21 protein-coding genes are annotated in these 23,469 nt (G+C 71.8%); 16 read left to right on the top strand and 5 right to left on the bottom strand.

Features of this window, described 5'->3' with window-relative positions; translation table 11 throughout:
• Positions 1-37 precede the first annotated feature (37 nt).
• From AB0I67_RS25190 to AB0I67_RS25125, 14 genes are all read left to right on the top strand, one after another.
• A complete protein-coding gene (locus tag AB0I67_RS25190) occupies positions 38-1,564 on the top strand; it encodes a DAK2 domain-containing protein (RefSeq protein WP_357927839.1) in 1,527 nt (508 codons plus the stop codon).
• An 80-nt stretch (positions 1,565-1,644) separates the two neighbouring features.
• A complete protein-coding gene (recG, locus tag AB0I67_RS25185; protein ID WP_357927837.1) occupies positions 1,645-3,828 on the top strand; it encodes an ATP-dependent DNA helicase RecG in 2,184 nt (727 codons plus the stop codon).
• 495 nt (positions 3,829-4,323) lie between these two features.
• Positions 4,324-4,887: a 16S rRNA (guanine(966)-N(2))-methyltransferase RsmD gene (rsmD, locus tag AB0I67_RS25180; protein WP_357927836.1), complete on the top strand. Its 564-nt coding sequence runs from the start codon at positions 4,324-4,326 to the stop codon at positions 4,885-4,887.
• A 28-nt stretch (positions 4,888-4,915) separates the two neighbouring features.
• Entirely contained in the window at positions 4,916-5,392 is a 477-nt protein-coding gene (gene coaD, locus AB0I67_RS25175; protein ID WP_357927834.1) for a pantetheine-phosphate adenylyltransferase, read from the top strand.
• 70 nt (positions 5,393-5,462) lie between these two features.
• Complete coding sequence (locus tag AB0I67_RS25170) at positions 5,463-6,008, top strand: YceD family protein (RefSeq protein WP_357927833.1); 546 nt, start codon at positions 5,463-5,465, stop codon at positions 6,006-6,008.
• 1 nt (position 6,009) lies between these two features.
• Positions 6,010-6,189 carry a 50S ribosomal protein L32 gene (rpmF, locus tag AB0I67_RS25165; protein WP_139632166.1) on the top strand — a complete coding sequence of 60 codons (180 nt, stop codon included), beginning with the start codon at positions 6,010-6,012 and terminating at the stop codon, positions 6,187-6,189.
• A gap of 255 nt (positions 6,190-6,444) precedes the next feature.
• Positions 6,445-7,206, top strand: a complete 762-nt coding sequence (rnc, locus tag AB0I67_RS25160; RefSeq protein WP_357927916.1) for a ribonuclease III — start codon at positions 6,445-6,447, stop codon at positions 7,204-7,206.
• A 5-nt stretch (positions 7,207-7,211) separates the two neighbouring features.
• Entirely contained in the window at positions 7,212-8,054 is an 843-nt protein-coding gene (gene mutM / locus AB0I67_RS25155) for a bifunctional DNA-formamidopyrimidine glycosylase/DNA-(apurinic or apyrimidinic site) lyase (protein WP_357927831.1), read from the top strand.
• Positions 8,051-8,335 (top strand): acylphosphatase, encoded by a 285-nt coding sequence (locus tag AB0I67_RS25150; protein WP_357927829.1) that lies wholly within the window; start codon positions 8,051-8,053, stop codon positions 8,333-8,335. Before mutM ends, AB0I67_RS25150 begins: the two co-directional genes overlap by 4 nt.
• A 192-nt stretch (positions 8,336-8,527) precedes the next feature.
• Positions 8,528-8,722 carry a hypothetical protein gene (locus AB0I67_RS25145; protein ID WP_357927827.1) on the top strand — a complete coding sequence of 65 codons (195 nt, stop codon included), beginning with the start codon at positions 8,528-8,530 and terminating at the stop codon, positions 8,720-8,722.
• 160 nt (positions 8,723-8,882) lie between these two features.
• Positions 8,883-12,572 carry a chromosome segregation protein SMC gene (gene smc / locus AB0I67_RS25140; protein WP_357927825.1) on the top strand — a complete coding sequence of 1,230 codons (3,690 nt, stop codon included), beginning with the start codon at positions 8,883-8,885 and terminating at the stop codon, positions 12,570-12,572.
• Between the two features lie 119 nt (positions 12,573-12,691).
• Positions 12,692-13,867 carry a signal recognition particle-docking protein FtsY gene (ftsY, locus tag AB0I67_RS25135; RefSeq protein ID WP_357927823.1) on the top strand — a complete coding sequence of 392 codons (1,176 nt, stop codon included), beginning with the start codon at positions 12,692-12,694 and terminating at the stop codon, positions 13,865-13,867.
• A gap of 417 nt (positions 13,868-14,284) precedes the next feature.
• Entirely contained in the window at positions 14,285-15,946 is a 1,662-nt protein-coding gene (locus tag AB0I67_RS25130; RefSeq protein ID WP_357927822.1) for a tetratricopeptide repeat protein, read from the top strand.
• A 26-nt stretch (positions 15,947-15,972) separates the two neighbouring features.
• Positions 15,973-16,860 (top strand): glycerophosphodiester phosphodiesterase, encoded by an 888-nt coding sequence (locus AB0I67_RS25125; protein WP_357927820.1) that lies wholly within the window; start codon positions 15,973-15,975, stop codon positions 16,858-16,860.
• A 9-nt stretch (positions 16,861-16,869) separates the two neighbouring features.
• Here the strand turns inward: AB0I67_RS25125 and AB0I67_RS25120 are convergent, their stop codons facing one another.
• Genes AB0I67_RS25120 through AB0I67_RS25110 form a run of 3 tightly spaced genes read right to left on the bottom strand, consistent with a single transcriptional unit; the run spans position 16,870 to position 19,663 of the window.
• Entirely contained in the window at positions 16,870-17,652 is a 783-nt protein-coding gene (locus AB0I67_RS25120; protein ID WP_357927818.1) for an ABC transporter ATP-binding protein, read from the bottom strand.
• The gene (locus tag AB0I67_RS25115; protein WP_357927816.1) at positions 17,649-18,674 is read right to left on the bottom strand and encodes an iron chelate uptake ABC transporter family permease subunit; all 1,026 of its coding nucleotides are present in this window, start codon (positions 18,672-18,674) and stop codon (positions 17,649-17,651) included. Before AB0I67_RS25115 ends, AB0I67_RS25120 begins: the two co-directional genes overlap by 4 nt.
• Entirely contained in the window at positions 18,671-19,663 is a 993-nt protein-coding gene (locus AB0I67_RS25110; protein ID WP_357927814.1) for an iron ABC transporter permease, read from the bottom strand. Before AB0I67_RS25110 ends, AB0I67_RS25115 begins: the two co-directional genes overlap by 4 nt.
• A 94-nt stretch (positions 19,664-19,757) precedes the next feature.
• Here AB0I67_RS25110 and AB0I67_RS25105 point away from each other — a divergent pair, with 94 nt between their 5' ends.
• Positions 19,758-20,744 carry an iron-siderophore ABC transporter substrate-binding protein gene (locus AB0I67_RS25105; RefSeq protein WP_357927813.1) on the top strand — a complete coding sequence of 329 codons (987 nt, stop codon included), beginning with the start codon at positions 19,758-19,760 and terminating at the stop codon, positions 20,742-20,744.
• Here the strand turns inward: AB0I67_RS25105 and AB0I67_RS25100 are convergent.
• Complete coding sequence (locus tag AB0I67_RS25100) at positions 20,737-21,792, bottom strand: PLP-dependent cysteine synthase family protein (RefSeq protein ID WP_357927811.1); 1,056 nt, start codon at positions 21,790-21,792, stop codon at positions 20,737-20,739. The genes AB0I67_RS25105 and AB0I67_RS25100 overlap by 8 nt on opposite strands.
• Before the next feature lie 229 nt (positions 21,793-22,021).
• Between AB0I67_RS25100 and AB0I67_RS25095 the strand changes: the two genes are divergently transcribed.
• Positions 22,022-22,609, top strand: coding sequence for a sigma-70 family RNA polymerase sigma factor (locus AB0I67_RS25095; RefSeq protein WP_357927809.1), 588 nt, complete (start codon positions 22,022-22,024; stop codon positions 22,607-22,609).
• Here AB0I67_RS25095 and AB0I67_RS25090 read toward each other — a convergent pair whose 3' ends face one another.
• Positions 22,610-23,467, bottom strand: a complete 858-nt coding sequence (locus tag AB0I67_RS25090; protein WP_357927807.1) for a sensor histidine kinase — start codon at positions 23,465-23,467, stop codon at positions 22,610-22,612.
• Positions 23,468-23,469: the final 2 nt, after the last annotated feature.

The following is a 23,469-nucleotide window of genomic DNA, read 5'->3' as shown; positions in this document are numbered from 1 at the left end:
GACCATAACGCTACCGCACACCGAGGAGCGCGCGAGAGTGAGCACCCTTGTCGATCCGGCCGGGGTGCGCCGCTGGGCGCGGTTGTCCGCCGACAGCCTCGGCCGCGCCGGCGCGGAGATCGACGCGCTGAACGTCTTCCCGGTGGCCGACGGCGACACCGGCACCAACCTCCACCTGACGATGTTGTCCGCCGCCGAGGCGGTGGAGTCGCTGCCCGACGACGTCGACGTGGCGATCGCCTGGCAGACCCTCTCGTACGGCGCGCTGGTCGGGGCCAGGGGCAACTCGGGGGTGATCGTCAGCCAGGCGTTGCGCGGGCTGGCGGACGTGCTCAAGGACGGCCGGGGCGACCTGCGCGCGGGCCTGGTGCGGGCCGCCGAACTGGCCAGGGCGGCGGTGGCCAGGCCGGTCGAGGGGACCGTGCTCACCGTGCTCGACGCCGTGGCGCGAGCCGTACGGGAGGAAGAGGGGGAGACCGCGACGGTCGCGGCCAGGGCCGCGCGGGCGGCGCTGGGCCGGACGCCGGAACAGCTCGAGGTGCTGGCCAGAAGCGGGGTGGTGGACGCGGGCGGAGCCGGGCTGGCGATCATCCTGGACGCGCTCGAAGAGGTCGTGACGGGCGCGGGGGAGGGCCGGTTCGTGGTGCCCGCGCCGACGGCGGCGGTGGTGCAGCAGGCCGAGGAGGGCGCCGGGTACGAGGTGATGTACCTGCTCGACGCGCTGGAGGTGGACAAGCTGCGCGAGGAGCTCGACGAGCTGGGCGACTCGCTGGTGATCGTCGGCGGCGAGGGGCTGTGGAACGTCCACGTGCACGTGGAGGACGCGGGGGCGGCGATCGAGGCCGGGCTGCGGGTGGGCCGGCCGTACCGGATCAGGGTGACCTACCTGGCCGAGCGGACCCACCGGGCCCGCGGCGGGCGCGGCGTGGTCGCGGTCGCGGCCGGGGCCGGGATCGCGGCATTGTTCGAGGAGTGCGGCGCGGTGGTCGTGCGCCGCGAACCGGGCAGCTCGCCGCCGCTGGCCGCGATGGTGGCCGGCATCCGCGAGGCGGGCAGCGAGGTGGCCGTGCTGCCCAATGACGAGGCCGTGCGCGCGGTGGCGATGGCCGCGGCGGAGGTCGCCCGCGAGGACGGCGTGACGGTCAGCGTGCTGCCGACCAAGGCGACCGTCCAGGGACTGGCGGCGCTGGCCGTGCACGACCCGCTGCGGCGCTTCGACGACGACGTGGTGGCGATGACCGACGCGGCCGGGCACACGAGGTACGGACATGTCACCGTGGCGACACGCGCGGCCTTCACCAGCGCGGGGGTCTGCCGCCCGGGCGACGTCCTGGGGCTGATCGACGGCGACGTGGCCGACCTCGGGCCCGACCTGGCCGAGGTGGCCATCCGGGTGGTCAACCGCATGGTCTCCGGCGGCGGCGAGCTGGTCACCCTGGTCACCGGCGCGGACGCGCCCCCCGGGCTGGCCAGGGAGATCGAGGAACGGCTCGGCCCGCTGGTCGAGGTGACCGTGCACGAGGGCGGGCAGGGCGTCTACCCCCTGCTCATCGGCGTCGAATGAGCCGCACGGCTCAAGCCGAACGAGTCCGCCCGGCCCGCGTCGAGTGAATCCTGTCGGCGCCAGGCGGTAGAACTCTGTACGTGAGCGAGACCACCAGCCGGTTCGACGAGGCGCTGACCAGGGCGCTCGACCCGAAGACGGCCAAGCTGCTGCACGGCGTGCTGGGCCTGGAGAGCGTCGGCGACCTCCTGCGCCACTACCCGCGCCGCTATGCCACCCGCGGGGAGCTGACCTCGCTCGACGCGCTGGAGGTCGACGAGCACGTCACCGTCGTCGGCGAGGTCACCCGGCTGATGCGCAAACCCATGCGCAACCGCGGCGGCACCTGGCTGGAGGTCGAGGTCGTCGACGGCAACCGGAACAAGATCTACCTCGCCTTCTTCGGCAAGGGCTCGCACATCGCGGAGAACCGCCTCAAGGCGGGCCGGCGCGGCATGTTCGCCGGCAAGGTCGGCATGTTCGGCACCCGCACCAGCCCGCGCTGGCAGCTCTCCCACCCCGAGTTCGAGCTGTTCGAGGAGGCCGCGGCCTCGGCGGAGGAGTTCGCCACCACGCCGGTGCCGATCTATCCGGCGGGCAAGGACCTCACGCCCTGGGTGATCCGGCGGGCGATCGGCGTCGTGCTCGACACCCTCGGCCCGCTCGAAGACCCGCTCCCGCCCGAGCTGCGCGCCCGGCACGGGCTGATGCCGCTGGGAGAGGCGCTGGAGGCCATCCACCGGCCCCGCGACTTCGGCGACGTCACCCGGGCCCGCGAGCGGCTCAAGTTCGACGAGGCCTTCGTCCTCCAGGCCGTGCTGCTGCAGCGCCGTGCCGCCGCCGTCGCCTGGCCCGCCAAGCCCCGGCCGCGGGTGGAGGGCGGGCTGCTGACCGAATTCGACGGCCGCCTGCCGTTCAAGCTGACCGACGGCCAGGCCGCGGTCGGCGAGGAGATCGCCCGAGACCTGGCCCTCGGCCACCCCATGCACCGCTTGCTCCAGGGCGAGGTCGGCGCGGGCAAGACCGTGGTCGCGCTGCGGGCCATGCTCCAGGTCGTCGACTCCGGCGGCCAGGCCGTGCTGCTGGCCCCCACCGAGGTCCTGGCCCAGCAGCACCACCGCTCCATCACCGCCATGCTCGGCGACCTGGCCGCCGGCGGCATGTTCGGCGGCACCGCCGTCACCCTGCTCACCGGCTCCATGGGCGCCGCCGCCCGGCGCTCGGCCCTGCTCGACGCGGCCTCCGGTACGGCGGGCATCATCGTCGGCACCCACGCGCTGCTCCAGGAGCACGTGCAGTTCGCCGAGCTCGGCCTGGTCGTGGTGGACGAGCAGCACCGCTTCGGCGTCGAGCAGCGCGACGCGCTGCGGGAGAAGGTCTCGGGCGGGCGGCCGCACGTGCTGGTCATGACGGCCACCCCGATCCCGCGCACGGTCGCGATGACCGTCTTCGGCGACCTGGAGGTCTCCGTCCTGTCCCAGCTCCCTTCGGGGCGCGCGCCGATCACCACGCACGTGGTGCCGGTCGCGGAGAAGCCGCACTACCTCGACCGCACCTGGTCGCGGGTGCGGGAGGAGGTCGCCCTGGGACGGCAGGCGTACATCGTCTGCCCGCGCATCGGCGACCTCGAAGGCGACGAGGGCGACATCTCCTCCTCGGCCGACGACCGCCGGCCCCCGCTGGCCGTCCTGGAGGTCGCCGAGATGCTCGCCGGCGGGCCGCTGGAGGGGCTGCGGGTGGCGGTCCTGCACGGCAAGCTGCCGCCGGAGGAGAAGGAAGCGATCATGCGGGCCTTCTCCCGTGGCGAGGTGGACGTGCTGGTCGCCACCACGGTCATCGAGGTCGGCGTCGACGTGCCCAACTCCTCGGTCATGGTCATCATGGACGCCGACCGGTTCGGCGTCTCCCAGCTCCACCAGCTCCGCGGCCGGGTCGGCCGGGGCGGGCTGCCGGGGTTGTGCCTGCTGGTCAGCGAGTTCCCCGAGGGCACTCCGGCGCGCACGCGGCTCGACGCGGTGGCGGCGACGCTCGACGGGTTCGAGCTGTCGCGGGTGGACCTCGAACAGCGGCGTGAGGGGGACGTGCTGGGGGCCGCCCAGTCGGGCAAGCGGTCCTCGCTCAAGCTGCTGCAGTTGCTGCGGGACGAGGATGTGATCGAGTCCGCCCGGGCCGAGGCGGCCGGCCTGCTGGCGGCCGACCCCACGCTGGAGTCGCACGACGGGCTGCGGGCGGAGATCGACCGGCTGCTGCGGGACGAGAAGGCGGACTACCTCGAGAAGACCTGACCGCGCCGGGCAAGGGAGCCCAGCCGGGGTGGTGGCCGGTGGGGCCCGGGGGCCCCTGGGCGGGCGCGGTGGTGAGGCAGGGGTTCTTCAGGGTGCGGGGCCGCAGCGTGCGGGCTCTCCAGGAGGGTGGGGCCGCGGAGTGCGGGGGTCTCAGGAGGCGGGTGCGTGGGCCGTCGGTGGGCCGATGGGCCGGTGTGGCGGTGGGTGCCGGGGGAGTGGGGGTCGCGACTGGGTTGAAATCCCAGTCGCGGGGACGGCCTCCCCCCGAATGCCGTCCCCGCCTGGGCCCACCCTCGGGTCAGGTGCCGAGGGTTCCGGCGTGCGGAAGGGCTCACGATCACGCCGGACGGCCTCCCTGTGGGTCACCTCGAAGGCCGCAGTCATCATCATGCGGGCCCGCCCGCCGGATGTGAATGATCCTTGCGCAGAGCAGGACGACACTTGTGAACTCTTGACCTGCGCGGACGTGGGGTAATCGGCTGGAAGAATGGGGTCATGACTCGGATCATCGCGGGCAGCGCCGGCGGGCGGAGGATCCAGGCGCCGCCCGGCAGGGGCACGCGCCCGACCAGCGACCGCGCCCGCGAGGCGATCTTCTCCACGCTCGACTCGATGATCGGCCTGCGCGAGGCGCGGGTGCTCGACCTGTACGCGGGGTCGGGGGCGATCGGGCTGGAGGCGGTCTCGCGCGGGGCCGCCCACGCGCTGCTGGTGGAGTCGGATCCGAAGGCGGTCCGCACGATCAGGGCCAACATCGCGGTGCTGGGCTTCGAGGGCCGGGTGGGCGTGCTGGCCGACAAGGTGGAGCGCGTGCTGGCCAAGCCGTGCGCGGAGCCGTACGACATCGTCTTCGCCGACCCGCCCTACGCGCTGGGCGGCACCGGCGAGGTGCTGGCGGCGCTGCGGGACAACGGGTGGCTGGCGGAGGACGCGGTGGTCGCCTACGAGCGCGAGAGCAGGGGCGAAGCGCTGGTCTGGCCGGCTGGGTACGAAGAGGAGAGGGTCCGTCGTTACGGCGAAGCGGCCGTTTGGTACGGTCGCGCCGCGGGGTTGCCGTGAGCGCCCCCTTACACCGTGGGGAGGCGTCATGCGTCGCGTAGTCTGCCCGGGGTCCTTCGACCCCATCACCAACGGCCACCTCGACATCATCGGCCGCGCTGCGATGTTGTACGACGAGGTCACCGTCGCCGTGCTGATCAACGTCGAGAAGAGCAGCCTGTTCACCGTCGACGAGCGGATCGACATCCTCACCACCGTGACGGCGAGGTATCCGAACGTCCGGGTGGAGAAGTTCCACGGCCTGCTGGTCGACTTCTGCAAGCAGAACGACATCCCGGCGATCGTCAAGGGCATCCGGGTGGTCAGCGACTTCGACTACGAGCTGCAGATGGCTCAGCTCAACTACCGGCTGTCCGGGGTCGAGACGTTGTTCATGCCGACCAACCCCGAGTACTCTTTCCTTTCGTCCAGCCGGGTGAAGGAGATTGCCCGCTACGGCGGGGATGTCTCGGGCCTCGTGCCGGATCTGGTACACGAGCTGCTGATCGAGCGGCTCAGGGGCTGACTCGCGCCTGGTATTGTTTCTATTCGGCCTTGTACGACGCGATGATTCCGCCATGCCTAGCGAGAGCAGGATGACACAGCACCTCGACCCACGCGCCCCATGGGTGATCTCCACCCACGACCTGGGCAGGCGACCGGGTTCGATGCGCCAGATGCATCTCACTCTCCCGGCTCCGCTGGATCTGGGCGTCGACATGATCGGTGTCCCCAAGGACGCCGAAGTCGAGCTGGATCTCCGGCTCGAAGCAGTGATGGAAGGCGTGCTCGTGTCCGGCACGGCTCGCGCCCCCCTCGCGGGGGAGTGCGTGCGGTGCCTCGAACCGGTCTCCGACGAGATCGAGGTCGATCTGCAGGAGCTCTTCTTCTACTCCGACGAGGATGCCTCGGAGGAGGATTCGCTGCTCGACGGGGAGCTGCTCGACCTCGAGCCGACGTTCCGCGACGCGGCGGTGCTCGCACTGCCGTTGAGCCCGGTCTGCCAGGACGACTGTCAGGGGCTCTGCGTGGAGTGCGGGATCAGGCTGGCGGAAGCCGGCGCGGATCACCGGCACGAGAAGATCGACGCCCGCTGGGCGTCGTTGCAAGGTTTGGCAATCGAGAACGATCAGGAGAAGTGACGTGGCCGTCCCGAAGCGGAAGATGTCGCGGAGCAACACTCGCCACCGCCGCTCCCAGTGGAAGACGACTGCTGTCGCGCTGGTGAGCTGCCCGCAGTGCCGCTCCCCCAAGCAGCCGCACATCGCATGCCCGACCTGTGGCACCTACAACCGCCGTCAGGTCATCGAGCCGTCTGCCTGATCGCAGGTGACCTTGTGCCGGCCGGATGATCCGGTCGGCCTCATGGTCTCCATCGCGACGCGGTGGCGGTTCGCCCGCGGCCGTGGTGGACGCCGGAGCTCGTGCAGACTGGGTTCCAGTCGGCTCATCCCGACGGATCAGAACCCGTGTAGTCGGCTCGTCCCCGACGCCCACCACGTTTTCGGGCATCTCCAGCCATCGCGCATTGCTGGATGATGTCCGAGGAGGAAGCACGTGGGCGTAGCTCCCAAACCCATCGCCGTCGAAGTCGCTCGTGACGAGCTCGACAAAGTGCTCGACGTCCGTGTCGACGCCGAGATCCTCGAGCGGGCGCTGACGCACCGCTCGTTCGCTTACGAGAACGGTGGCCTGCCCACCAATGAGCGCCTGGAGTTCCTGGGCGACTCGGTGCTCGGCCTGGTGGTCACCGACACCCTTTATCGCAACCACCCCGATCTGCCCGAGGGCCAGCTGGCCAAACTCCGGGCCGCGGTGGTCAACATGCGTGCTCTCGCCGATGTGGCCCGCCAGCTCGGGCTCGGCCGCTTCCTGCGGCTCGGCCGCGGCGAGGAGGGCACCGGCGGGCGCGACAAGTCGTCGATTCTGGCCGACACCCTCGAGGCGCTGATCGGCGCGATCTACGTGGACAAGGGCCTCGACGAGGCCTTCCGTGTCGTGCACCGGCTCTTCGACCCGCTCATCATCCGTTCCGCCTCGCTCGGCGCCGGGCTCGACTGGAAGACCTCGCTCCAGGAGCTCACCGCCGCCGAGGCGCTCGGCGTGCCCGAGTACCACGTCGAGGAGAGCGGCCCCGACCACGCCAAGTCGTTCACCGCGATCGTCCGCGTGGGCGGCCAGTCCTACGGGTCGGGCAGCGGGCGTTCCAAGAAGGAAGCCGAGCAGCAGGCGGCCGAGGCCGCCTGGACCCGCATCCGGGCCGCTCGCGAGGCGCGTGACGCCCAGCAGGCGAGCCAGCTCCAGCAGCCGGCCTCGCAGGTGCCGGGCGCGGCTGGTTAAGCCCGATGCCCGAACTGCCCGAGGTCGAGGTCGTCCGGCGGGGGCTGGCCGAGTGGGTCACGGGCCGGACCGTCGGCACCGCCGAGGTCCTGCACCCGCGGGCCATCCGCCGCCATCTGCCGGGCGCGACCGCCTTCACCGCCGCGCTGGCCGGCCGTACCGTCTCCGACGTACGGCGGCGCGGCAAGTACCTGTGGCTGCCGCTGGACGGCTCCGACGCGCTCCTGGCGCACCTGGGCATGAGCGGCCAGCTCCTGGTGGTGCGGCCGGACACCCCGGCGGAGAAGCACCTGCGGGTGCGGTTGTCCTTCACCGACTCCGGCCCCGACCTGCGTTTCGTCGACCAGCGGACGTTCGGCCACGTCATGGTCACCCCGCTGGTCGACGGCATCCCCGAGCCGATCACGCACATCGCGCCCGACCCGTTCGAGGAGGTCTTCTCCGAGGAGGAGTTCGCGCGCCGGCTCCGGGCGAAGCGGACCGAGGTCAAGCGGGCGCTGCTGGACCAGTCGCTGATCAGCGGCGTGGGCAACATCTACGCCGACGAGGCGCTGTGGCGGGCCAAGCTGCACTGGGCGCGCTCGACCGCCACGCTCACCCGGCCACAGATCTCCGAACTTCTGGCCGGGGTTCGCGCGGTCATGGCCGAGGCTTTGGGTCAGGGCGGCACCTCGTTCGACAGCCTTTACGTCAACGTCAACGGGGAGAGCGGTTACTTCGACCGTTCGCTGGAGGTGTACGGCCGGCGCGACCAGCCGTGCTCGCGGTGCGGCACGCCGATCCGGCGCGATCCGTTCATGAACCGCTCGTCCTACTCGTGCCCGACCTGCCAGCGCAGGCCCCGGTGAGCGAGGCCGATCCGGTCCGGCTGACCGCGTGGGTGCGCGGCCGGGTGCAGGGCGTCGGGTTCCGCTGGTGGACCCGGGCCAGGGCGCTGGAGCTCGGGCTGACCGGCTGGGCGCGCAACACCGCCGACGGTCGGGTCGAGGTGGTCGCGGAAGGTTCGAAGCAGTCTTGCGTCAAGCTTCTCCATCTGCTGCATGGTTGCGACACGCCGGGGCAGGTGGATGGAGTGGTGGAACGATGGAGTGAAGCCCGAGGTAGTTTGATCGGCTTTGTCGAGCGATGATCCATTTGGCCAAACGCGCCAAATAGGGTATATTTGTATGTCGGGAGTGCCCAATGGTAGGTCGACGCGGTGCGTTCAACTTGACCGTCCAGACCACCGGTGCGACTCTTGTTAGGTACCACGCGCACCCCTCCCGCGGAATGAAGAAGTGCGCGAACCAGTCTGGTCACTCAGCGTGGAGGACCCTTTACCATGGCGAAGGCTCTACTCGGCCACGTCGGCGGTCCTGACCCTCGGATGGTCTCGGAGATGCGCCGTCTGCAGCAGCGGATCCGCGATCTGGAGGCAGAACTCATCCGGCTTCAGGCACAGAACGATGCTCTTGCGGCCCAGAACCGGGATGAGGCATACAACCGCCTGCAAGAGCGCGAGCCGGCACTCACCTGAGTGGTCGGAAGCGCTAAATCATAGGGACGCCTCGAAGCGGGCGTCCCTTCGGCGTTTTCCGGCCCCTTCCGCCGCCCCGCCGATGACCAGCGCGGGGTGGGGATGACCAGTAGGCTTGCCCTTTGACGCTGACGGGAGCGCCGAGGGGAGGGGGCAGCGCTTGTACCTGAAGACCCTGACCCTGCGCGGCTTCAAGTCCTTCGCCTCCGCCACCGCCCTGCGTTTCGAGCCGGGCATCACCTGCGTGGTCGGTCCCAACGGCTCCGGCAAGTCCAACGTCGTCGACGCCCTGGCCTGGGTCATGGGCGAGCACAGCGCCAAGTCGCTGCGCGGCGGCAAGATGGAGGACGTGATCTTCGCGGGCACCTCCAGCCGCCCGCCGCTGGGCCGGGCCGAGGTCACCCTCACCATCGACAACTCCGACGGCGCGCTCCCGATCGACTACACCGAGGTGACGATCAGCCGGCTGATGTTCCGCAGCGGCCAGAGCGAGTACGCCATCAACGGCGACACCTGCCGCCTGCTCGACATCCAGGAGCTGCTGTCCGACTCCGGCATCGGCCGCGAGATGCACGTGATCGTGGGCCAGGGCCAGCTCGACGCGGTGCTCCACGCCGGCCCCGAGGATCGCCGGGCCTTCATCGAGGAGGCGGCCGGCGTCCTCAAGCACCGCAAGCGCAAGGAGAAGGCGCTCCGCAAGCTCGACGCGATGCAGGCCAACCTGACCCGCGTCCAGGACCTCGCCACCGAGCTGCGCCGCCAGCTCAAGCCGCTGGGCCGGCAGGCCGAGATCGCCCGCAAGGCCGCCGTCATCCAGGCCGACCTGCGCGACGCCCGGCTGCGGCTGCTCGCCGACGACGTGGTCACCCTCCGCCGGACCCTGGAGCGCGAGGCCGCCGACGAGGCCGCGATCCTGGAGCGCCGCCGCCAGGTCGAGGCCGCCCTGGAGGAGGGCCAGCTCCGGGAGAGCGCGCTGGAGGAGGCCGAGGCCGAGGCGCTGCCCCGGCTGACCGCCGCCCAGGAGACCTACTTCCGGCTCTCCTCGCTGCGTGAGCGCATCACCGGCCTGGAGCAGCTCGCCGCCGAGCGGCACCGCCACGCCCTCGACGCCGCCTCCATCGAACGGCGCGGCCGCGACCCTGAGGAGCTGGAGCGCGAGGCCGCCGAGGCCCGCGAGCAGGAGCTCATCCTGGCCGCCGAGCTGGAGCACGCCCAAGAACTGCTCGACGAGGTGGTCGAGCGCCGGGCCGAGGCCGATGCCGCGCTGGCCGAGGAGGAGCGCCGGCTGGCCGCCGCCGCCCGGGCCGCCGCCGACCGCCGTGAGGGGCTCGTACGGCTCCGCGGCCAGGTCGACTCGGCCCGCAGCCGGGTCAGGGCCGCCGAGGAGGAGATCGGCCGGTTGCAGAAGGCCGTCTTCGACGCCGCCGAGCGGGCCCGCCGAGCGCAGGAGGAGCACGAGCTGGCGCTGGCCGAGGAGCCCGAGACCGATCCCGCCCTGGCCGAGGAGCTCGCCACGGCGAGCGCTGCGGTCGAGGAGGCCGTCCTGGTGGCCGAGGACGCCCGGGAGGCCGTGGAGCGCGCCTCCGCCGCCCTGGCCGAGCCCCGGGCCGCTCTCCAGGCCGCCAAGGCGGCGGTGGGCACTGCCCGGGCCGCCGATCAGGAGGCTCAGCGGGCTGTCGCCGCGCTCGACGCGCGCCGGGAGGCGCTGGAGCTCGGCCTGGCCCGGGGCGCGGACGGTGGGGCCGCTCTGCTGGCCGCCGGGCTGGCCGGGGTGCTCGGGCCGCTGGCCGCCTCGCTCACCGTCGAGCCCGGGTACGAGGCCGCGGTCGCCGCCGTGCTGGGTGGGGCGGCCGAGGCGGTGGCGGTCAAGTCGCTGGAGTCGGCGGTCGAGGCGCTGACGCACCTTCGAGAGTCGGCGGGCGGGCACGCCACCCTGCTGGTGGCCGGCTCGGGCCTCCTGGTGGCCAGTCCGGGCGACGCCGTACCGGCTCCGGGTGGGGCGCGGTGGGCGGCTGAGCTGGTGAGTGTGCCGGGCGAACTGCGGGCCGCGCTCGGCCACCTGACCTCGGGTGTCGTGGTGGTCGAGGATCTGGCGAGCGCCCGGGCCCTGGTCGAGCGGCACCCGGAGTTGCGGGCGGTGACCCGCGACGGGGACGTCGTGGGTATGCACATCGCCGAGGGCGGGGCGACGAGCGGGAGCTCGATCCTGCAGGTCAGAGCCGCCCTCGACGCCGCGGTGGCCGACCTGGAGGCGGCCAGGGCGACCGCGGAGACGACCGCCGAGACCCTGGACGAGGCGCTGGCCGCGGAGCAGGCGGCCCAGGCCGCGCTGGAGACGGCCCAGACCGGCGTGGCCGAGGCCCAGCGGGCGGCCAGCGCGGCCCAGGCCGGAGTCAGCACGGCCCAGGGCGCCCTGGACCGCGCCAGGGCCCGGCAGCGCGAGGCCGACCAGCGCAACGCGGCCACGGCCAAGCGGCTGGCCCAGCTCGACGCCGCGGCCAAGGCGGCGCTGGGCGAGGCCGAGCGGCTCAACACGAGCGTGCGCGCGGCCGAGGACGCCCGGGCCGACGGCCAGGAAGAGGCGACCGAGCTGGAGATGCGCCTGGCCGAGGCGGAGTACGCCCAGGAGCTCGAGGCCGAGCCCACCACCGACGAACGGGACGAGCTGGCCGCGGCCCGCGAGGCGGCCAGGCAGCGCGAGATGGAGGCCCGCCTCCAGGTCCGCACCGCCGAGGAGCGCGTGCGGGGCGTGGAGGGCAAGGCCGACCAGCTCATCGCCGCCGCCCAGCGCGAGCGCGAGGAGCGGGTGCGCGCCGTCGAGCAGCGCGAGCGCCGCCGCCGCCAGGCCGAGCTGGCCGAGAAGATCGCCGGCGCGGCCCGCCAGGTTCTCACCACGCTGGCCTCCTCGGTGACGCGGGCGGCCCGCGAGCGGGACGAGGCCGACCTGGCCAGGGTCGCGGTGGACGCCGAGCTCAAGCAGGTCCGCGTGCACGTGCGCGAGCTGGGCCAGGAGCTCGACCGGCTGGTCAACCGGGTGCACGGCAGCGAGGTGGCCCGCACCGAGCAGCGCCTGCGGCTGGAGCAACTGGAGCAGCGGGCGCTCGACGAGTACGGCGTCGAGACCGAGGCGCTGATCGCCGAGTACGGTCCCGAGGCGCTGGTGCCGGGTGATCCCGCCGTGCCGTACGTCCGGGAGGAGCAGGAGAAGCGGGCCAGGGCCGCCGACAAGCAGATGACGCAGCTCGGCAAGGTCAACCCGCTGGCGCTGGAGGAGTTCGCGGCGCTGGAGGAACGGCACGCCTTCCTGACCTCGCAGCTCGAGGACCTGAAGAAGACCCGGCGCGACCTGATGACCGTGGTCAAGGAGGTCGACGACCGGGTGGAGCAGATGTTCAGCTCCGCCTACGAGGACGTGGCCCGCGAGTTCGAGCAGATCTTCACCCGGGTCTTCCCCGGCGGTGAGGGCCGGTTGGTGCTGACCGCGCCGGAGGACATGCTGACCACCGGCATCGAGGTGGAGGCCCGGCCGCCGGGCAAAAAGGTCAAGCGGCTGTCGCTGCTGTCCGGCGGGGAGCGGTCGCTGACCGCGGTGGCCTTCCTGGTGGCCATCTTCAAGGCGCGGCCGAGCCCGTTCTACGTGATGGACGAGGTCGAGGCGGCGCTCGACGACACCAACACGCAGCGGCTGCTGACCCTGTTCGAGGAGTTGCGGCAGACCTCGCAGCTCATCGTGATCACGCACAACAAGCGCACGATGGAGATCGCCGACGCGCTGTACGGCGTGTCGATGCGTGGCGACGGCGTGACCCAGGTGGTCAGCCAGCGGCTGCGCGAGCGCGAACCCGCCTGAGCGCGCGGTTCCGGCCGCCACGCGGAGCCCTGGGGAGCGCCCAGGTGAGGCCGGGTGCGGGGACGGCGGGAGGCTTCGGTGTTCGGAGCATGCTCGTTGATCTGGAAAACTGACTAATTGTGACTGACTCCCTTGTCATCATCGTGATCGTGGCCGTCGTCGCCTTGCTGGCGGCAGGCGGCCTCTTCTTCCTGTTCCGGCCGGGGGGCAAGGCCGCCCCGCCGGAGGTGAAGCCGCCGGAGGCCAAGCCGGTCGAGGAGGAGGCCCCGCGGCCGAAGGGCGTGGAGGAGGGCGAAGGCGGTGCGACCACCACGGTCCCGCCTCCGCCGCCGGCCGAGCCGATGGTGGTCAAGCCCGAGGTCGAGGTGCCGCTGCCCTCGGCGGGCCGCATGGTGCGCCTGCGCGCCCGGCTGGCCCGCTCGCAGAGCGCGCTGGGCAAGGGCCTGCTGGAGCTGCTCTCCCGTGACCGGCTCGACGAGGACGTCTGGGAGGAGATCGAGGAGACCCTCCTCACCTCCGACATCGGCGTCGCGCCCACGCAGGCGATCGTGGAGGAGCTGCGCACCAAGGTGAAGGTGCTGGGCAGCCGCAGTCCCGACGAGGTGCGGGCGCTGCTGCGCGAGCAGCTCCTGATCCAGATCAACCCCGAGCTCGACCGGACGCTGCACGTGGACAAGCACGGCGAGCGCCCGGCGGTGGTCCTGGTCGTCGGCGTCAACGGCACCGGCAAGACCACCACCACCGGCAAGCTGGCCCGCGTGCTGATCGGCGACGGCAAGAAGGTCGTGCTCGGCGCGGCCGACACCTTCCGCGCCGCCGCCGCCGACCAGCTCCAGACCTGGGGCGACCGGGTGGGGGCCGAGGTCGTGCGCGGTCCCGAGGCCGGCGACCCGGCTTCGGTGGCCTTCGACGCGGTGGCCAAGGGTCTGGCGGAGAAGGCCGACACGGTCATCGTCGACACGGCCGGCCGCCTGCACACCAAGACCGGCCTGATGGACGAGCTGGGCAAGGTCAAGCGGGTCATCGAGAAGAAGTCCACTGTGGACGAGGTGCTGCTGGTGCTCGACGCCACCACCGGCCAGAACGGCATGCGCCAGGCGCAGGTCTTCGCCGAGGTGGTCAACATCACCGGCATCGCGCTGACCAAGCTCGACGGCACGGCCAAGGGCGGCATCGTGATCTCGGTCCAGCGCGAGCTGGGCGTGCCGGTGAAGCTGGTCGGGCTGGGCGAGGGCCCCGACGATCTGGCGCCCTTCGACCCGGAGGTGTTCGTCGACGCACTGCTCGGCGAGTGAACTCTCGGTGATTTCGGACGCTCCGCGAATTTCGCGGAGCGTTTCCGTATTTAGGGGAATTGTCCCTTACCGCGTCAAGTCTTGATCTATGCGGGAGACCGTGGTCACATGAGGCGTCATGGCGAGATCGCGGGCGATGGCACAGTTTGTCGGCGGCTCGCCTTGGTCGGACGAGAGGTGCACATGAAGAAGGTCGTGGTCCACAAGCCCGGAACCGTGAAGCCTGCAGGCGCCGCCGCGCCGAGGCACAAGGGCTGACGCTGCGGGAGGCCGGCGTCCTGGACAGGGTCGCCGGCCCATCGCGCGAGCCCTTTCCGGGGCGCCGGCCGCGCTCGTGCGCGGCCTGGACCGGGACTTCTCCAGCGCGGGAGCGTTCCGTGGACCCCGGGTACGGAAGCTGTTTCTCGGGAGTTCTTGGTGACCACACCTTTTCTTCAGGACGCTGCCGCGCGCCTGGACGCCGATCGGCGGATCGGCGGGCCGTACACGCTCGGCGCCGCCCTGATCGGCCTGCTGCTGCCCGCGGCGTCACCGGACCTGGTGGCCGCCCATGACATCGAACTGCGCGTCGCGGCGCCGAACCTGGCCGAGCGGGTGCCCGTCCGGCGGCGCAGCCGCGCCGACTCGCTGCCGTCCGCGCAGCGCATCCTGATCCCCGGCGCCCGCCGTACGCTGCGCATCGCCAACGGCCTGGCCGAGTTCTGCCGGGACGCCCTGGCCGGGCGCGAGCTCACGGTGACCGTGGACAACCTGGCCGAGGCCGACCAGACCGACCGCGAGCTGATCGAGGTGTTGCGCCGCCGGGTGCCGGCCCTGCGCCTGGTCGAGGGCGCGCACACCTCCGCCGGCGGCCCGCTGCGCGAGGACTTCGACCGCTACCGCGACGAGGGCTTCCACCACGCCATGGCCGAGGCTGGACCGCCCGCGCTGGCCCGGCTGACGCCCGGTGAGGAGGAGTGGTGGACCCTGCTGCACCGCACCGCCGGGGCGCTGGAGGCGATCGAGCGCGAGGACGAGGCCTGGGAGCTCTACCAGCTCGCCCGGCGCGAGGGCGTGGACCCCAAGCACCGCGCCACCGTCGCCTGCTCGATGGCGACGTTGCTGGTGCGCCACCACGACCCCGCCCGCCGCGACGCGACGGAGGCGCTGGCCTGGGTCAACGAGGCGATCGCCATCACCTCGCTGCTGCCCGACCCGGCCGAGCGCGCCTTCCATCTGGGCTTCGACCTCAACACCCGGGCTCTGGTGGAGGTACGGCTGCGCCGCTTCGAGGCCGCCGCGCGCCTGGTGGCCGAGGCCATCGACCTGGCCGAGCGGCACCTGGCCGGGACGCACCCGATCCACCTGCTGGTGCTGTACGGCAACCGCGCGCTGCTGAGCGGGGGAGAGGCGGCCCTGGCCGACTACACCCGCGCGATCGAGCTCGACCCCGGCTACCCCGACTACTACCTCGACCGGGGCAACCTGCTGGCCAAGCTGGGCCGCACCGAGGAGGCGCTGGCCGACTACGAGAGCGCGATGCGGCTCAGCCCGCCCTTTCCCGAGCCGTACTACAACCGCTCGGAGCTGCGCTTCGCGGCCGGTGACCACGCGGGGGCGCTGGCCGACCTCGACTACGTCCTGGAGCTCGACCCGGGCTTCGCGCCCGCCTACGTCAACCGGGCGGGCCTCCTCGTCGCCCTCGGCGAGTACGGCGGAGCCGCCCGCGACGTCGCCAAGGGCCTGGAGCTCGACCCGGCCAACGCGCACCTGCATGCCGTACGCGGGCAGGTCGAGGCGATCGAGGGCCGTACGGAGGCGGCGCGCGCGGCCTACGACGCCGCCCTCGGCCTGCAGCCCGACCTGGTGGCGGCATGGGCCAACCGCGGCGAGCTGGCCTACCTGGGCGGCGAGTTCGAGGCGGCGGTCGCCGACCTCACCCAGGCGGTCAAGCTGGCCGAGTCGGCGGAGCTGCTGTTCAACCGGGCCGTGGCGCTGCGGGCCTGCGGCCGGCACCAGGAGGCCAGGGAGGACCTGCTGCGGGCCGCCGAGCTGGCCCCCGACGACCCGGACGTCCGGCAGGCGCTCGCGGAAGACTGAGGGCGTTTCGCCCCATAATGAGCCTCGTGAAGCTGATACGGCGGTTCCTGGGCGGGCTCGTGGCCGTCCTGGCGGGGGCGTTCCTGGTCAACCTGGCGATGACGCACCTGTTCCCGCCGGACCGGCCCGTCCAGCCCTTCCCGGGCGCCAGGACGCCGCTGTTCATCGCCCACCAGGGCGGCGAGCAGCTCGCGCCCAGCAACACGCTGGAGGCCTTCGACCTGGCCGTCTCGCTGGGCGCGGACGTGCTGGAGACCGACGTGCACCTGACGGCCGACGGCGAGCTCGTCGCGATCCACGACGAGACCGTCGACCGCACCACCGACGGCACCGGCCGGGTGGACTCCTTCAGCTACGCCGAGCTGAGCCGGCTGGACGCGGGCTACCGCTTCACCGATCTCGACGGGCGGGCGAGCTTCCGCGGCAAGGGCGCCCGAATCCCGCGCCTGGAGGAGCTCTTCACCCGCTACCGCAAGCTGTTCAACATCGAGATCAAGGCGCCCTACCCCGGCATCGAGGCGAAGCTGTGGGCGCTGATCCAGAAGCACGGCCTGGCGGACCGGGTCGTGGTGGTCTCCTTCGACCAGGCCATCGTGGACCGCTTCGACGAGCTGTCCCAGGGCCGGGTGGCGCTGGGCGCGGGCCGGGCCGAGGCGACGGCCTTCGCGCTGACGCACAAGTTCTTCGTGCCCGGCTTCTACCGCCCGCAGGCCGGGGTGCTCCAGCTCCCGACCGAGAGCAGCGGCTTCGACCTGACCGACCCCGCCCTGATCGAGGGCGCGCACCGGCTGGGCCTGCAGGTGCACTACTGGACGATCAACGACGAGCCGACCATGCGCCGGCTGGTGGAGCTGGGCGCGGACGGCATCATGACCGACCGGCCCGACCTGCTGAAGAAGGTGCTCGGCCGCTGACGCCGGCGGCTAGTGCCGGGTGCCGATCGGCACCACCAGCGGCGTGCCGGCGACCGGGTCGGCGATGACCACCGCGTCCAGGTCGAAGACCTTGGCCAGCAGCTCCTCGGTCAGCACCTCGTGCGGGGCGCCCGAGGCGACCACGCGGCCGTCCCGCATGGCGACCAGCCGGTCGGCGTAGCGCGCGGCCAGGTTGAGGTCGTGCAGGACCATGACGATCGTCCGGCCGGCCGAGGTGTGCAGGTGCCGCACCAGTTCCAGCACCTCCACCTGGTGGGCCAGGTCGAGGAAGGTGGTGGGCTCGTCGAGCAGGAGCAGGTCGGTGCCCTGCGCCAGCGCCATGGAGATCCAGGCGCGCTGGCGCTGGCCGCCGGACAGTTCGTCCAGCGGGCGCTCGGCCAGGTCGGCGAGACCGGTCATGGCCAGGGCGTGGCCCACGGCCGACTCGTCGTCGGACGACCACTGGCGGTACCAGGTCTGGTGCGGGTGCCGGCCGCGGGCGACCAGGTCGGCCACGGTGAGTCCCTCGGGCGCGGAGGGCGCCTGCGGCAGCACGCCCAGCACGCGGGCCACCTCGCGGGTGGGCAGCTTGTCGATGCGCTTGCCGTCCAGGAGCACCTCGCCGCCGCTCGGCTTGAGCAGCCGGCCGAGCGCGCGCAGCAGCGTGGACTTGCCGCAGCCGTTGGGGCCGATGATCGTGGTGACGGTCCCGGGCTCGATGCCGAGGTCGAGTCCGTCCACCACGACGCGATCGCCGTAGCCGAGGCGGACGTCGACGGCCTGAAGCCTCATACGCGGCTCCCCCTTCGCATTCGGACGAGCAGGTAGATCAGGTAGGGCGCGCCGAGCACCGCGGTGACGATGCCGACCGGCAGCTCGAGCGGGGAGAAGGCGGTGCGCGCCACCAGGTCGGCCCCGGCGACCAGCACCGAGCCGACCACCGCCGAGGTGACCAGCGGCGGCCGCCCGGAGCCGACCAGGCGCATCGCGATCTGCGGCGAGGGCAGGGCGACGAAGGCGATGGGACCGGCCGAGGCGGTGGCGACGGCGGCCAGCAGCACGGCCGACAGGATCATCAGCCCGCGCGAGCGGTTGAGCCGCACGCCCAGCGCGACCGCGGTGTCGTCGGTGAAGCGCAGCACGTCGAGGATGCGGGCGCCCGCCAGGGTGAGCGGGATGAGCAGCAGCAGCGCCAGGCCGACCGGCACCACGTGCTCCCAGCCGCGGCCGTTGAGCGAGCCGGAGATCCACACCATCGCGCGGGTGGTGTCGTTGACGTCGCCCACGGTCATCAGCCAGTACTTCACGTTGGTGAAGACCGCCGCGACGCCGATGCCGACCAGGACCAGGCGGTAGCCGTCCAGGCCGCGCCGCCAGGCCAGGGCGTAGACGACGATCGCGCCGATGAGGCCGCCGGCCAGGGCCAGGACCGGGATGCCGAGCGCCATCAGCAGGCCGCTGGCTCCGCCGTACGTGCTGCCGGTGACGACCATGCCGGCCACGACGGTCACCGAGGCGCCGGTGGTGACGCCGAGGATCTCCGGGCTGGCCAGCGGGTTGCGGGCGATGGACTGGATGATCGCGCCGGACATGGCCAGGGCGGCGCCGACCAGGACGCCGGTCAGCGCGCGGGGCAGGCGCAGCTCCATGACCACGAAGTGCGCGGGGTCGGCGGGGTCGAAGGTGGCCCGCAGGACGTCGGGCAAGGAGAGCGGGATGTCGCCGATGCGCATGTTCAGCGCCATCAGGAAGCCCAGCAGGACGAAGCCGATGGCGGAGACCATGAGGGCGCGGGGGCGCACGCGGAGCTTCACAGCCGCACCGGCTTCCTGCGCCGCACCAGCGCGATGAAGAACGGCGCGCCGATCAGCGCGAGCACCACGCCGACCTCCAGCTCGCCGGGCGGGGCGACCACGCGGCCGATCACGTCGGCCAGCAGCAGCAGGACCGCGCCGATCAGCCCGGAGAAGGGCAGGAGCCAGCGGTGGTCGGTGCCGGACAGCGAGCGGGCCAGGTGCGGCACGATCAGGCCGATGAAGGCCAGCGAGCCGCAGGCGGCGACGGTGGCGCCGGTCAGCAGCGTGACCGCGGCCACGCCGACCGCGCGGGTGCGGTTGACGTTCTGGCCGAGGCCGCGGGCCACGTCCTCGCCCAGGGCCAGCGCGTTCAGGCCGGGCGCGTTCATCATGGCCAGCACCAGGCCGACCAGGATGAACGGCAGGACCTGCCAGATCACCTCCGAGCCGCGGGCGGCGATCGAGCCGGCCTGCCAGAAGCGGAAGACGTCCATGGCCTGCTCGTCCAGCAGGACGACGGCGGAGGTCAGGGCGTAGAGGAAGGCGCTGACCGCGGTGCCGGCCAGCGCGAGCGTCACCGGGGTCGGCCCGCCTCGCCCGCCGACCATGCCGAGGGCGAAGACGCCGACGCTGGCGATCAGGGCGCCGGCCAGGCCGAACCAAATGTAGGCGTACAGGCTCGTGGTGCCGAGGAAGATGATCGAGGCGACCATGGCGAAGGCGGCGCCCTGGGTCACGCCGAGCAGCCCGGGGTCGGCCAGCGGGTTGCGGGTGTGGCCCTGCATCAGCGCGCCGGCGACGCCGAGCGCGATCCCGGCGAGCACGCCGATGACGGTCCGTGGGATGCGGAGCGAGCGGATGATGATGTCGTTCTCGGTGCCGGTGGGCGCGGTGAGCGCCTGCCAGGCGTCGGCGAGCGGCACGGCCTTCGCCCCGATGGTGATGCTCAGCACAACGGCGACGGCCAGAGCCCCGATGAGCACGGCAAGGAAGCGTGCACGTTCCACCGCTGTCCTCCTAGCCCATTTGCCGGTCCCGTTGAAGTATGCCAGCTTAGGGCTGCCTAAACTTACTTAGGTTGCCCTTACGAGGAGTTCTGTCATGAAGCTGTTCCCCGCAGTGGCCCTCGGTGCCGTGCTCGCTATGGGACTCGCCGCCTGCGGGTCGTCCAGCACGAGCGGCGGCGCCTCGGCTCCGGCCGCCGGCCAGTCCGCCGAGGCCTTCCGCACCATCAAGCACGCCATGGGCGAGACCAAGATCCCGACCCAGCCGAAGCGGGTCGTCGCGCTCGACCAGAGCTTCGTGGACGCGGTGCTGACGCTGGAGACGCCGGTCGTCGGCTACACCACCTACCGCTCGATCGACGACAAGCTGCCCGACTACATGGCCAAGGTCGCCGCCGAGTACGGCAAGGACGCGACCCCGGTCGGCAGCCTGGAGCAGCCCAGCCTCGAGAAGATCATGGCGCTCAAGCCCGACCTGATCGTCTCGGCGAAGGTGCGGCACGAGGCCCTGTACGACAAGCTCTCCAAGATCGCGCCGACCGTGTTCAGCGAGACCACCGGCGCCATCTGGAAGGAGAACGTCCGGCTGATGGGCCAGGCGCTCGGCAAGGAGCAGCTCGCCGACACCAAGATCAAGGAGTTCGAGGACCGGGCCGGCAAGATCGGCGCGGCGATCAAGGAGAAGGAGGGCGAGATGCCCACCGTCTCCGTGGTGCGCTTCGCCGGCGAGCCCACGACGCGGCTGTACGTGGAGAACTCCTACTCCGGCATCGTGCTGAAGGACGTCGGCTTCCCCCGGCCGGAGAACCAGCCCAAGGACCCGAACGCCATCGCGGTGGACATCTCCCAGGAGCGCATCGCCGAGTTCGACGCCGACCACATCTTCGTCTCGACCTACGCCGACCCCTCCGCCGAGGGGCCGAAGAAGCAGTTCGTGAACAACCCACTGTGGGGCAAGCTCAAGGGCGAGAAGCACGACGTGCAGGACGCCATCTGGATGAGCGCGGTCGGCCTGCAGGGCGCCCACGCCATCCTGGACGACCTGGCCAAGCTCTTCGCGGTCGACCCGGCCCGCGCTAGCTGAGCAGGAAGCGCTCGAAGTCCTCGAGATGGGGGCCGAGGTCCAGGCCCTGCGCGGCGACCCAGCGGTCGTCGCAGTAGGTGCCGCGGTAACGCTCGGCCCCGTCGCAGATGAGGGTGACCACGCTGCCCCGCTCGCCCGCGGCCCGCATCTCCCGGATGAGGTCCACCGCGGCGGCGACGTTGGTGCCGGTCGAGCCGCCCACGTCGCGCCCGGTGACCTCGCGCACCCAGCGCATGGCCGCGATGGAACGCGCGTCCGGCACCCGCATCATCCGGTCGATCACCGCGGGCACGAAGGACGGCTCGACCCGGGGCCGGCCGATGCCCTCGATGCGCGAGCCGGCGGCGGTCACCGAGGGGTCGCCCGTGGCCCAGGAGTCGTAGAAGGCCGAGCCCTCGGGATCGGCCACCGCCAGCAGGGTCGGGTGGCAGCGGTAGCGGATGTAGCGGCCCAGGGTCGCCGAGGTGCCGCCGGTGCCCGCGCCGACGACCACCCAGCGGGGGATCGGGTGCGGCTCCAGGGTGAGCTGCTGGAAGATCGACTCGGCGATGTTGTTGTTGCCCCGCCAGTCGGTGGCCCGCTCGGCGTAGGTGAACTGGTCCATGAAGTGGCCGCCGCTCTCCTCGGCCACCCGCCGGGACTCGGCGTAGATCGTCGTCGGGTCCTCCACCAGGTGGCACTTGCCGCCGTAGAACTCGATCAGCGCGATCTTCTCCGGCGAGGTGCTGGCCGGCATCACCGCCACGAACGGCAGGCCGAGCAGCCGGGCGAAGTAGGCCTCGCTCACCGCGGTCGAGCCGCTGGAGGCCTCGACGATCGTCGTCGCCGGGCCGATCCAGCCGTTGGCCAGGCCGTACAGGAAAAGGGAGCGGGCGAGCCGGTGTTTGAGTGAACCGGTGGGGTGGACCGACTCGTCTTTCAGGTAGAGGTTTACCCCCCAGCGCGAGGGAAGCGGAAAAACATGGAGATGGGTGTCAGCACTCCGGTTCGAGTCCGCTTCGACGGTGCGGACGGCGTCCGCGACCCACTGGCGGTCAACAGGTTTCATGTCGCATACCTAACCTTTGTGACTCCTGCCACATCTCATGCTGAATTGCAGAGAGAGTGTTATGATAATGAGACTTGTCCGGCCGTGGACGTAGCACCGCACGCCGCGAGCAAACGGATGGTAGGCCCCAGTGACCAGCTAACACCCACCTTAGGGCGGGTTTGCGAGCATGGGATCCGGCGCTCGCGCCGGACCGGGGGATAGTGCGAGGGGGAGAGAATTGATCACGATGACCGATGAGCAGCGTCAGGACTGGTTCGAGCGTGACGTCGTACCGGTGACCACTCAGCTTTTCGCCTCCGCCATGCGTCTCACCCGGAACACCGCCGACGCCGAGGACCTGGTCCAGGAGACGGTGACGAAGGCCTACACGTCCTACCACCAGTTCCGTGAGGGCACCAACCTCAAGGCGTGGCTGCACCGCATCCTCACGAACAACTTCATCAACGACTACCGCAAGAAGCAGCGCTCGCCGAAGCTCTCCGCCGCCGAGGAGATCGAGGACTGGCAGCTGCACGCGGCCGAGTCGCACAGCTCCACCGGCCTGAAGTCGGCCGAGACCGAGGCGCTGGAGCAGCTCCCGGACAGCACGGTGATGGACGCCCTGCGCGCCCTGCCCGAGGACTTCCGGGTGGCGGTCTACCTCGCCGACGTCGAGGGCTTCGCCTACAAGGAGATCGCCGAGCGCATGGGCACGCCGATCGGCACCGTGATGTCCCGCCTGCACCGCGGGCGCCGTCAGCTCCGCAGCATGCTGGAGGGCTACGCGCTCGAGGAGGGCCGGGCGGCCGGCATCCCGGCGCAGCGCGCGGCCTGATCAGGCGCTCTGGCGCAGGCGCATGTGCAGCCTGATGCGCAGCACCTCGCCACCCCTGATCTGCACCAGATCACACAACTGACGACTGATCCAGAGCCCGTATCCCCGCTGGGATTCGGGCTCTGGTGGCAGATAGCCCGGAAGCGGGTCGGTCAGCGCGCCGCCGGGATCGCAGATCTCGCAGACCACCTCACGGCCGTTGGTCCACATCGTGATGGTGCCGTGGCCCGCGCCGTGCTCCACGCTGTTGGCGGCCACCTCCGAGACGCTCAGCACGAGCGAGGAGATGAGGCCGCGTTCCATGCCCGCCGCGCGGGCGTAGTCGGCCACCACCCGGCGCAGCCTGGCCAGCTCCGGCGCGGTGAAGGCGGTCGCCCGCACCTCGCCGACCGGCTCGGCCAGCGGCGTCCGGTCACCGGCCAGGACGAGCTCGGCCGGGTGCACGTACCGGCTGCTGGGCCGCAGGCCGTCGGCGGCCAGCTCGGCCGGATGGGTCAGCAGCACGTGCTCCGGCAGCGCCGCGTACAGGCAGAGGATGGTGCAGTCCTGCTCGCTGAGCGCCGCGTTGATCACCGATTCGTAGCGGATCCAGCCCTCGCCCTCGACCGGCGGCTCGCCGACGACCATGGTGCGCCGCCCGCTGGCGTACTCGTGCAGCGCGGCCAGTGCCCGTTGCGGGTGGCGGTACCACTCGCCCGACGGCGCGCTGTCCACCGGCAGGCCGAGCAGCTCCAGCCGCCGCGGCGAGGTGATGACCAGGGCGTGGCGGCCGTCGTGGAGCGCCTGCTCGACACGCGGGCGGACGAGCCGGAGGAACCCCTCGTCGGACTCGTACGGCACGGCGATGTGCGTGAGCACGC

Origin of the sequence: Nonomuraea sp. NPDC050310, assembly GCF_040655795.1 — a bacterium.
GTDB lineage: Bacteria > Actinomycetota > Actinomycetes > Streptosporangiales > Streptosporangiaceae > Nonomuraea.
The sequence above is the reverse complement of the archived record's forward strand: the minus strand, read 5'-3'. Positions and strand labels throughout refer to the sequence as shown.